Consider the following 10,151-nt stretch of genomic DNA (forward strand, 5'->3'; position numbering starts at 1 on the left):
CGCAGGTGCGTGACCCCGCCGCGGCCGACCGCTGGACCTGGCTTACCCTCGCTGCGTATGCGCAGTTGCGGCTGTCGCGGCCCCTGGCCGCCGATCTGCGGATGCCCTGGGAGAAACCCGTTGCCCCGCACCGCCTCACGCCCGCACGGGTCCGGCGAGGGTTTCGACACATCCGCACGAAGACAGGCTCTCCGGCCGGTGCACCGAAACCCTCCCGGCCCGGACCCGGGCGCCCACGCGGGGTGAAGAACCGCTACCCCGCCGCCCGCCAGGACGTCGGATTGGTCCTGGCCACCGGCCACCCCTATGCCCGCCCAACCCATCACAAGAAAGGCACCAAACCCCGCCGAACAGCGCAAACACCCGTCAGAGGTTAAATCTCAAGCTCAGCACCGTCACCGGCCCAGAGCCCGAGGATCTCGCGACCACCCTCGACCGTCACCGCCAACGCGACATAAATCGGCCGATTCACGACCTTCCCGTCACGGATCTTGGCTCTGGCGCAGATTCCGTGATACTCAGTCCTTTTGGAGCAGTGTGCGTTTGCGGAGGAGGTCGAGGTTTGCTCGGCCGAACATCTGGCGTTTGATCATCTTGATGCGGTTGACATGGCCTTCGACTGGACCGGAGCTATAGGGCAGGGTCAGGCCGTTGCGGACGGCGTCGATATCGCGGCGGAGGTTGCGGGCGAACGATGCGACTGCGGTCAGGGAGTCCTATTCGACGGCGCTGATCCAGGTGTCCAGGCGCTGGCCTTCGAGCCGGGTCATCATGACCGCGAAATCTTCGACATGAGTTGCCAGCCGGTTCAGGTCCTTGCTGCGCTTGCTGAGCGAGCGCAGGTTGGTGCTGTCGTCCTTCGCGAGATTATCGGGGTCAGTCATGATCCAGTGGGCCATCTCGCGGATCGATGGCGGTCGTGGTGGCAGGACCGCGATTTGGCTTGTCCCAGTGCGGAATCCGCGCAGATAGCGCTGGACCTGCTGCTCGGTGCCGGGATAGCCCATCTCCGCGATCTCGCGCGTGAGCTGGGCGGCGTTGCGGATGCCGTGTTCCAGCGTCGGTCCCGTTCACACCCATCAATGTGCCCAACCGCGCCGGCCAGGCCGTCTTCCCATGGCGTAGGCAGCTGTTGTCGGGTCGGTGAAGTCCCAGGCGGTCGCGGTGGACGAATCACCCAGTACTACAAGCTCTTTCCCCTCGGGGACGGAATCAGCCCGCACCCCCTGCTCCCGTCACCGAGGCCGAGAGCGCCACCACAGCAGCACACAACTAGCGACCACCTGAATTCCCTGGCCTTCTCAGTATCCGGCACGCGGTTCGAACCCAGGAGCGTCCAGGGTCGGGGGTGCGGGCGCTTGTGGCTGCTGCGTTTGCGGTGCGGGTTGTGGCGCGACCGGTTCGGTCACGACAGGCTGGGGCGGCACCGGCTGCGGTGCCGCGGTTTCCGCGGCCGCGGGTTGCAGTGGGGTCAGGACAGGCTGGGGTGCCATCGGCTGCGGCATCGCCGGTTCCATCGTCGCGGGTTGCCGTGCGGGCGCTTCGGTGGTCGGTACGGCCGCCCGGACGACGACCGCACTGGTGGCGGTGCTGCTCGGCGACCCGTCGGAGGCCTTATCGCTACCGCACGCTGCCACTCCGGCGAGCAGCAACACCCCGCCGATCACGGCCGCGGCGGCGCGTAGAGGGAACGCACCTGATGCAACAGAATTCATCGGTACCTCGAATCAGAAACTGAAGTGCCATCCGTTCATTTCGGTGCAAAGTATACAAAATACTTTGTGATCCTGCTCGATTGCAAAGAACTGCCGACCACCAATTCTCGATAGGTCCATCCGGGCGGGCAGGCCATCAGTGCACAACCAGCTGCGAGGACTGCTTCTGGCGAGCCCGCCGTCACGGGATGTGTTGTAGCTCGGGTGCTTACCGCATGATCCGGTGACTTCCGGGAGGGTGGTTTGCTCCGACTTCGCGGTCGCACCCCGCAATTCATCCCTGCGGTCCTGGGCGGCGCCGGCTCGGGTTTCCCATGCAGGTGTCGGCACGATGATGGAGCTGGGGATCTGACGGTCATGATCTGGTGCCGCGTATCTGAAGTGATCTACCCGGCGATCGGGGCGATGAACTCGCACGGTACGGGTCTTTGACGGGTGGGATCGAGGGCGTTGAGGATGAAGCCGGCTGCCCGAGGGCTAGCCACGAGAGCGAGATGGTCGCAATAGTCGGTCGGCTGCCTGCCCCCGAGGGCGGACAGCGGCCACGCTAGGTCGTAGGCACCATAGGTCAACGAGTACACGCAGTAGCCCTCGTCCGCCAGCAGCGGGGTGTAGACGCCCCCAATTCGTTTGCGCCCCACCGCCGGTTCCATGCACCAGTACCACCGGTTCAGGATGGGCCGAGTCAGGTTTGCAGTGCCAATGATTGCTGCCGGGCAGCGAGCCTCCGGGGTTCGTCAATTCACCAGGGACACCCGCGAAGAAGTTGTAGACGATGGGATACCGAGCCTGGGCGTTGCCCGTGCTCGAGCCAACCAGCATCAATAATGCCGCACAGCCTGTCAATGTCCGCCACCGTCGCATAGCGACCTCCATCGAAGTGCATTCAACTCGATCACGCGCTCAGACTGTGAGCTTGCCGTCTACGAACTAGCACGAAAGGCACATCGCCCCAACCGAGTCCGCGGTTGCGCCCGGTGCAGGCGGTGTGCTTGTTCGGCCGACAAGACCTCCCGATCCGCCGCTGCCCGACTACGAAGGGGCACAGTGGCATTGGCGGGCCACAGCGAACTCGTGCGGGTAGCTCAGCTGCTCGGTATGGCCGCGTTCCCTCGTGCTCGTCATCGTGACCTCACCAGTAGAAGGGGCAGGGGTCAGGGTTTCAGTGCACGATGACCTTTTCGACACCGACGCCGGTGATCGCGCGGACCTCCATTTCGGCGGCCTTGACAGGATCCTCGCGATTGCGGCCGATAAAGGTGCCGACAATACCGAGGACGAAAGCCAGTGGGATGGACACGATTCCGGGGTTGGAGAGTGGGAACCAGGAGAAATCGTGGCCGGGCAGCATCGCGGTCTTGGAGCCGGAGATCGCGGGCGAGAAGATGATCAGCACCAGCGTGGTGATCAGGCCGCCATACATGCTGAACAGCGCCCCGGTGGTGTTGAACCGCTTCCAGAACAGCGAGAATATGATGGTCGGGAGGTTCGCCGCGGCCGCCACCGCGAACGCAAGCGCCACCAGGAAGGCGATGTTCTGCCCATTGGCGAGAATGCCCAGGCCGATGGCTAGAACGCCGATGACGACAGCGGCGATGCGGGATACCCGAACCTGTTCGGCCTCATCGGCTTTCCCTCGCTTGATGACACCGGCGTAGATATCGTGGGCGAAGGAAGCCGAGGCAGTGATGGTCAGGCCCGCCACCACCGCGAGGATGGTCGCGAACGCCACCGCGGAGATAATGCCGAGCAGCACCACGCCGCCGAGTTCGAAAGCCAGCAGCGGGGCGGCCGAGTTCTGCCCGCCGGCAGACTTCAGGATCTTGTCGGGGCCGACAATCGCCGCCGCGCCGTAGCCGAGCACCAGGGTGAAGACGTAGAACATGCCGATCAGGCCGATGGCCCAGACCACCGAGCGACGAGCCTCCTTGGCGGTCGGCACCGTATAGAAGCGCATGAGCACATGCGGCAGACCTGCGGTACCGAGCACCAGGGCCAGGCCCAGCGACAGGAAGTTCAGCTTGGACGTCGCATCGCCGCCGTACTGAGCGCCGGGCGCCAGAACATCGCGGTGGGCCACAGCCTTATTAGTGGATTCCGAGACGTGCTGTTGCGCCGAGCCGAGGATCTCGGAGAGGTTGAAGCTGAACTTGCTCAGCACCAGAACGGTCATGAATGCGGCGCCGGTGATCAACAGGACCGCTTTGATGATCTGCACCCAAGTGGTGCCCTTCATACCACCGATGAGCACGTACACAATCATGAGCAGGCCCACGACCGCGATCACCACGGATTGCCCTGTGCGACTGCCGATGTCGAGCAACAATGCCACCAGGCCACCGGCGCCGGCCATCTGCGCCAGCAGGTAGAACAGCGAGACGGTGAGCGTGGACAGGGCCGCCGCAGTACGCACCGGGCCTTGCTTGAGCCGGAAGCTCAACACGTCGGCCATGGTGAATTTTCCGGTGTTCCTGAGCATTTCGGCGACCAGCAGCAATGCCACCAGCCAGGCCACCAGGAAGCCGATGGAGTACAGGAAGCCGTCGTAGCCGTAGACCGCGATGGCGCCCGCGATACCGAGGAAGCTGGCAGCCGAAAGGTAGTCGCCCGCAATGGCGATGCCGTTCTGTGGGCCGGAGAAACCGCCGCCACCGGTGAAGAAGTCGGCGGCATTGTTAGTCTTTCGGCTGGCGCGGATCACCACGACCATGGTGACCGCGACGAACACACCGAAGATGGCGATATTGGCGATCGGATTACCGACGGTCGAGCCGCTGGCGAGGACAGTCATGCCCGGGCCCCCTCCAGTTCGGCGCGCAGGGCGGCGGCCCGGGGATCGATCTCGCGACCGGCGAAACGCACGTACATCGCGGTGATCACGAAGGTGGAGACGAACTGCCCGGCGCCGAACAGCAGCCCGACATTGATATTGCCGATCACCTTGGTGGCCATGAAGTCATGCGCGTATGCGCCCAGCAGCACGTAGACCACATACCAGGCCAGGAACAGCGCGGTCATCGGGAAGACGAAGCGCCGCAGACGGTTTCGCAGCTCCTGAAATTGCGGACTTGCTTGTGCGGCGACGAAGTCCGCGGCGGTCGGGACGCGCGGGGACGCGTCCGGACCCAGTTCGGTACTGCTCATCGAATTCCTAGCCTGCGATGTGGATTTGCCGCAACGCTAGCGATGGCACCGAGTCAGCAAAAGAATGTGGCCAGCCTCACTCGGCGAAGGCCCTCGGTTGTGCGGTGAACGGTCGGTTCCGCGCGACGAACGGTCACTGGTTCAGCTCAGATCGACCACAGTCCACGTTCACGGTCGGTGCCCATGCCGAATGGTTCGGGGGCATGCATCCGCACGAAGATACGAGCGATATCCGGACCCGACTGGCGACGGGTCACCTTGCTCACCAGGATCATTGCGGCGAAGGCCACCGGCACGCTGACTGCGGCCGGATAGCCGAGCAGCGCAGCCAGCCAACCACCCGCGAGGTTATCGGAGATGCCACCGAGCACCGATACTGCCGTCGCCCCACCGGTCAGCAGACCGCCGACCAGTAGACCGACGGCGGCTCCTGTCGCCGTCAGGCCACGCCACCAAATGCCCAGCGCCAGTAGTGGGCACAGCGTCGAGGCTGCCACCGAGAAGGCCAGGCCTACCGCACGCGAGAGATCCAGCGAGACGACGGTCAGCGACAACACCAATGGCACGCCCCCAGCGATGACGGCGGCCAGGCGGAAGTCGCGAATTCGCCCGCGCAGCATGTCGGTACCGAGCACGCCCGCAACGCTGATCAGCAGGCCGGAGGAGGTCGACAGGAAGGCTGCGACGGCCCCTGCCGCGACCAGGGCCGCGAGCAGCCGCCCTGGCAGTCCGGAGAGCACCGACCCAGGTAGCAGCAGCACGGCGGCATCAGACGCGCCGGTGATCAGCAGCTGCGGTACATACAGCCGGGCGAGGACGCCGAGCACCACCGGGAAGACATAGAACAAGCCGACCAAGCCGACCACCGCGAGTGCCGTCGCACGGGCGGCCCGCCCGTCGGGGTTCGTGTAGAAGCGCACGAGGACATGCGGCAGTCCCATAGCGCCGAGGAAGGTCGCGATGATCAGCGAATACACCTGGTACAGCGGGTGGGGGCCACCCAACCCGCTGCCCGGCCGCAGCCAGTTCGCGCCCGTGGCCGGCGCACCGGACACCACCGGCACCTCTGCTCCGGCCTCCAGCACCAGCCTGCTGCCTGCCGAGAGCTGGTGCTGCCCCAGCGAAAGCTGCACGGCGCCTTCGACTCTCCGACCATCGAGGGTGCCGGTCACCGAAACCTGCTGCGGCGCATCGACCCGCACCAGTACATCGGTCGTGATGTCGATGGTGGTGCGTTGGGCGAGGGTCGGCGGCGCGGGCGCACCCAGGTCGTGGTCGTGGGCGAGGAAATACCCCAGCAGCACCAGTGCCGGAATCGCGATGGCGGTCAGTTTGAGCCAGTACTGGAACGCCTGCACGAAGGTGATCGACCGCATGCCTCCAGCGGCGACAGTACCGATCACGATGGCGCCTACCGCAGCCGTGCCCGCCCAGTCCGGTACGCCGAGCAAGATGCGCAATGTCAGTCCGGCGCCCTGGAACTGTGGGATCAGATACACCGCACACACCAGTACGACGATCAGGGCGGCAAGTCGGCGCACCTGTCGCGAACCGAGCCGGAATTCCACGAAGTCGGGCATCGTGTACGCCCCTGACCGGCGGAGCGGGGCCGCCACGAACAGCAGCAGCCCGAGATGTCCGGCAGTGAAGCCCACCGGATACCAGAGGGCATCGGCGCCGTATTTGGCGATCAATCCGGCGACGCCGAGATAGGAAGCAGCCGAAAGGTATTCGCCGGAGACGGCCGCGGCATTCCAGCGCGGACCGACCGAGCGGGAGGCGACGAGGAAGTCCGACGTGGTGCGCGCCAACCGCACGCCGTAGCCGCCGATCGCGACGCTTGCCCCCGCCGCCAGCAGCAATGCCACCACCGTGAGGGAGGGTGCGGAGCTCACCTCAGTCCTCGGTCAATTCGCCGAAATCTTGTTCATTGCGTTCGGACAACCGCACATACACTCGGCCCGCGCCATAAAGCAGCGGATAGACGACCACACCGAGTAGCAGCCATGGCACCCGGATTCCGAGAAACGCAGCGGCGCCCAGCGGCGAGGCGAACATAAGCGGCAGGGCACCCGTTGTTACGACGACAACCAGGCCAACTCTGACCGCGAGGCCGAACTGGGCTCGGATCAGCCCGCCGATCATTGCTTCGCCGATCGCGGTCTGCTCGGCAACCTCCACACGGGTGCGCACCAACCGCGCACCGCGCCGCTCGGCGAGAACCACCCGTTGGCGCGCGGGTCGTGGGTTGGGGGTGCTCAACGAACGGTCCCATGCTGGCGAGGCACGTGAACCAGACGCTGCTTCAGGTCTCGCACCTGGCGGCGGCTGACCGGGAGCTCGACCGCCCTGGCCGCGTTCGCGGACTGCAGGCAGACGACGGTGCCTGTCCCGACGGTGCGCAGCCCGGTCACCATCCGAAGCGCGACCAGATAGGAGCGGTGCACACGTACGAAACCGGCGTCCTGCCATCGGTATTCCAGTTCCGAGAGCGCAATGCGTACCAGATGCGAGCCTGTGTTGGTATGCAGGCGGGAGTAGTCGCCGTCGGCCTCCACCCAACTGATCGTCGCCCGGTTCACGAGCGTGGTCGCGCCGCCCAGTTCCACCGGAATGACCTCGTGCGGATCGGCACAGTCACTGGTGGGCGACGGCTGCGCCCGCATCGAACGGACCCGGCGCACGGCCTCAGCCAGCCGCGCCTCGCGCAGCGGCTTGAGCAGATAGTCCACCGCACCCAGCTCGAAGGCGGCAACCGCCCGATCCTCATGCGCGGTCACGAACACCACTGCCGGGGAGCGCGCGAACTCCGACAGGATCCCGGCCAATTCCATGCCGTCCAAGCCGGGCATATCGATGTCGAGGAACACCACGTCCACCACATTCGCCCGCAGTAGACGCAGTGCGGTGGTCGCATCACCAGCCGAATGGATCTCGCCGACCTCGGGCTGCGTACGCAGCAGGTACACAAGCTCGTCAAGGGCCGGTCTCTCGTCGTCCACGGCCACAACGCGCAGCGTCGCGATGGGTTGGTCGGTGGTCCTGGTCACAGTCGGAACCTGGTAGCGCCAGCGCTGCCCGCTCGCACCGCGGCGAGCGTGGTGTGACCGGTCGCACGCACGCCCACGCGGAACTTGGGGGCACGCATGCTGACCTTCGTGCCTGCGCCGGGGGCGGTCTCCACTACCAGTCCATACTCTTCACCGAAGGCTGCGCGCAGGCGATCGTCGACATTGGCCAGCCCGACATGCACGGATTCGGCTGTCCCCGAGGTGGTTTCGATTGCGTCGAGCACACCGGAGTGCAGCAGTTCCGGATCCATGCCGACTCCGTCGTCCTCGACGCTGATCACACAGTCCGCGCCCGCGTCGGCGGCGACGATGCTCACTGTCCCGCCACCTGGTTTGCCCGCTAGCCCGTGCCGCACCGCGTTCTCCACCAGCGGCTGCAGCGCCAGGAAAGGCAGCACCACATTCAGCACCTCGGGTGCGACCTGCAACCGAACTTTCAGAGCCTCCCCGAAACGGGCTCGCTCGAGCGCCAGATACCGGTCGATATTCCGCAATTCGTCTGCCAACGAGGTGAATTCACCGGCGGTGCGGAACGAGTAACGGGTGAAGTCGGCGAATTCCAGGATCAGCTCGCGTGCCCGGTCGGGATCGGTGCGCACGAACGAAGCAACAGTATTCAATGCGTTGTAGATGAAATGCGGGCTGATCTGCGCCCGCAACTCTCGTACCTCGGCTCGATCCAACCGTGCGCGGGACGCGTCCAGCTCCGCCAATTCGATCTGCCCGCAGGCGTATCGGGCCACCTCGGCCACTGCACCCAGCATTCCCGGGCCAGGTCTCCCCCGGGTCACCGCTCCCAATGCACCGACCATCCCGATGTGCTCACTCACTAGCGGCTGGGCGATCAGCGTGTACGTTCCGCGGACCTGCACCAGCACCGACCGCTCCGCTGCCATCGCGCGGCCGGCGGCCTCTCCGAATACCGGCGCGAGTTCGGGATACGCGCCGTCCCACGACAGCAAGGCGCCGTCCGGGCCTGCCATGCCGAGCGCCTCAGCACCGGTAAGCGCCCGCAGATGCGGCGCGGCCTCCGCCGCGGACAGATCGGTGAGCCCGCGCCGCAACGGATGCGCAGCCAGCACCGCCGTATGCAGCGCCGCATGCACGGCCCGCTCGGCCGGCGTAGCCACCGACCGCCGCGTCCGTGGCCACACCACCAGCGCACCGGCAATCAACACAGTCGAAACGAGCACAGCAAAGGCGGTAGTGGTCACAGCATGAGCTCAGTTGTCTGGGTAACGCCAGGTTCCTGGCAGTACTGCTCATTCGGCTCAAGCGGACCCTGGGCACCAGCGCGGGCGCCCCGCATGATCGATGAAGTCTTCTCCCCCATCCAGTCCGGCACAACGATCGAGTGTTCGCTGTTCGGAAAGCCGAAGCGTTCGAAGACGAGCTCGCCTGGCGGCACCGGAATCAGGTTGTTACCCTCCCGATTTCGCCGGTTCAGTCGGTATGATTCCGCGACCGGCTCGATGTGCCAATCCAAATCGCCGACGTGCTCTCCGTCCGCCCCGTAGTAACCAATGACATCGTCGCCGGGAAACCCCTTCGACGTGTCTCCCGCGGCCCGCCCGCGGCAGACCACGTCGGGTGGGTTGCGATTGAGCATGGCCTTCGCACGCGCCTGCAACGGTCTGTCCTGACAATCAGTGTTCGCTGCGAACCTGCCGAAGCGGTCGGCGACGGTGTCGGCCGTATTACCGACCATGCCAGCGCCATCAGTTACCATAAAACATACATTATATGAAGCGAATAGAGGACGCTCTCGTTTCGGCGGCGATCCCGTCTCCCGCATCCGCTGCGATCCATCTCCGGTCCAACCGCTTACCTCCGCGCATCGTTAGCCGCATCGGATACTTATCATGAGCGGCGCCGCTACATCCGATGTCCGAGATGGGATCACGTTGCCGCGCAAGGCGTTATCTGAAGCCGGGGGCGGTCCGAACGATGCCCGCGAGTGTCCGTAGGATTCCGAGACACCAGCTATCATAGTAATTGCTATGGCGACCGAGCAGCTGTCGCTATACACAATCGCCACCGCAGTGGAGGTCGCCAGAGCGGAGAGCACAGCGGATGGAGGGCCACCAGGAATGTCAGACGACCTGCTGCGACGCGCGGAGAACCAACAGCTCTACCACCGGATGATCTCGGCGCAGAACGCAAAGGATCGGGATGGGTTCTTGGCCTGCTTCGACGACGACAGCCTGTTCGAGGCACCGTA

Annotated in this window: 11 protein-coding genes and 3 pseudogenes; 2 read left to right on the top strand and 12 right to left on the bottom strand. The window is 65.2% G+C overall.

Going from position 1 to position 10,151, the window contains the following annotated elements; genetic code table 11:
• Positions 1-377 (top strand): annotated as a pseudogene (locus tag JWN03_RS18905) (hypothetical protein); the annotation flags it as partial.
• An 8-nt stretch (positions 378-385) separates the two neighbouring features.
• On the opposite strand, the pseudogene JWN03_RS18910 reads toward JWN03_RS18905, so the two are convergent.
• From JWN03_RS18910 to JWN03_RS18965, 12 genes and pseudogenes are all read right to left on the bottom strand, one after another.
• Positions 386-493: pseudogene (locus JWN03_RS18910) on the bottom strand (transposase); the annotation flags it as partial.
• Positions 494-518: 25 nt separating this feature from the next.
• Positions 519-710 (bottom strand): transposase, encoded by a 192-nt coding sequence (locus tag JWN03_RS18915; protein WP_441343018.1) that lies wholly within the window; start codon positions 708-710, stop codon positions 519-521.
• A gap of 6 nt (positions 711-716) precedes the next feature.
• Positions 717-1,007, bottom strand: a complete 291-nt coding sequence (locus JWN03_RS18920; RefSeq protein WP_297616424.1) for a hypothetical protein — start codon at positions 1,005-1,007, stop codon at positions 717-719.
• A 294-nt stretch (positions 1,008-1,301) separates the two neighbouring features.
• Positions 1,302-1,715, bottom strand: coding sequence for a hypothetical protein (locus JWN03_RS18925; RefSeq protein ID WP_297616427.1), 414 nt, complete (start codon positions 1,713-1,715; stop codon positions 1,302-1,304).
• 506 nt (positions 1,716-2,221) lie between these two features.
• Positions 2,222-2,579: pseudogene (locus tag JWN03_RS18930) on the bottom strand (esterase/lipase family protein); the annotation flags it as partial.
• 298 nt (positions 2,580-2,877) lie between these two features.
• Positions 2,878-4,506: a solute symporter family protein gene (locus JWN03_RS18935; protein WP_297616429.1), complete on the bottom strand. Its 1,629-nt coding sequence runs from the start codon at positions 4,504-4,506 to the stop codon at positions 2,878-2,880.
• On the bottom strand, positions 4,503-4,859 hold the full coding sequence (locus JWN03_RS18940) for a DUF485 domain-containing protein (protein WP_297616432.1): 357 nt from the start codon (positions 4,857-4,859) through the stop codon (positions 4,503-4,505). Before JWN03_RS18940 ends, JWN03_RS18935 begins: the two co-directional genes overlap by 4 nt.
• A 146-nt stretch (positions 4,860-5,005) precedes the next feature.
• Positions 5,006-6,754, bottom strand: coding sequence for a sodium/solute symporter (locus JWN03_RS18945; protein ID WP_297616435.1), 1,749 nt, complete (start codon positions 6,752-6,754; stop codon positions 5,006-5,008).
• A 1-nt stretch (position 6,755) separates the two neighbouring features.
• The gene (locus tag JWN03_RS18950; RefSeq protein ID WP_297616450.1) at positions 6,756-7,085 is read right to left on the bottom strand and encodes a hypothetical protein; all 330 of its coding nucleotides are present in this window, start codon (positions 7,083-7,085) and stop codon (positions 6,756-6,758) included.
• Between the two features lie 32 nt (positions 7,086-7,117).
• Positions 7,118-7,909 (bottom strand): LytR/AlgR family response regulator transcription factor, encoded by a 792-nt coding sequence (locus tag JWN03_RS18955; RefSeq protein ID WP_297616438.1) that lies wholly within the window; start codon positions 7,907-7,909, stop codon positions 7,118-7,120.
• Positions 7,906-9,144: a sensor histidine kinase gene (locus JWN03_RS18960; RefSeq protein WP_297616441.1), complete on the bottom strand. Its 1,239-nt coding sequence runs from the start codon at positions 9,142-9,144 to the stop codon at positions 7,906-7,908. The genes JWN03_RS18955 and JWN03_RS18960 overlap by 4 nt, the downstream gene beginning before the upstream one ends.
• Complete coding sequence (locus tag JWN03_RS18965) at positions 9,141-9,659, bottom strand: hypothetical protein (protein WP_297616444.1); 519 nt, start codon at positions 9,657-9,659, stop codon at positions 9,141-9,143. The genes JWN03_RS18960 and JWN03_RS18965 overlap by 4 nt, the downstream gene beginning before the upstream one ends.
• Positions 9,660-9,930: 271 nt before the next feature.
• Between JWN03_RS18965 and JWN03_RS18970 the strand changes: the two genes are divergently transcribed.
• A partial coding sequence (locus JWN03_RS18970) for a hypothetical protein (RefSeq protein ID WP_297616447.1) occupies positions 9,931-10,151 on the top strand: 221 nt, incomplete at its 3' end.

It is taken from the genome of Nocardia sp. (assembly GCF_025465275.1).
Lineage (GTDB): Bacteria > Actinomycetota > Actinomycetes > Mycobacteriales > Mycobacteriaceae > Nocardia.

Excerpts from the sequence above, each read along its gene's own strand:
- JWN03_RS18920 (WP_297616424.1), bottom strand. The coding sequence starts at position 1,007 with ATGGGCTATCCCGGCACCGAGCAGCAGGTCCAGCGCTATCTGCGCGGA.
- JWN03_RS18925 (WP_297616427.1), bottom strand. The coding sequence starts at position 1,715 with ATGAATTCTGTTGCATCAGGTGCGTTCCCTCTACGCGCCGCCGCGGCC.
- JWN03_RS18935 (WP_297616429.1), bottom strand. The coding sequence starts at position 4,506 with ATGACTGTCCTCGCCAGCGGCTCGACCGTCGGTAATCCGATCGCCAAT.
- JWN03_RS18940 (WP_297616432.1), bottom strand. The coding sequence starts at position 4,859 with ATGAGCAGTACCGAACTGGGTCCGGACGCGTCCCCGCGCGTCCCGACC.
- JWN03_RS18965 (WP_297616444.1), bottom strand. The coding sequence starts at position 9,659 with ATGGTAACTGATGGCGCTGGCATGGTCGGTAATACGGCCGACACCGTC.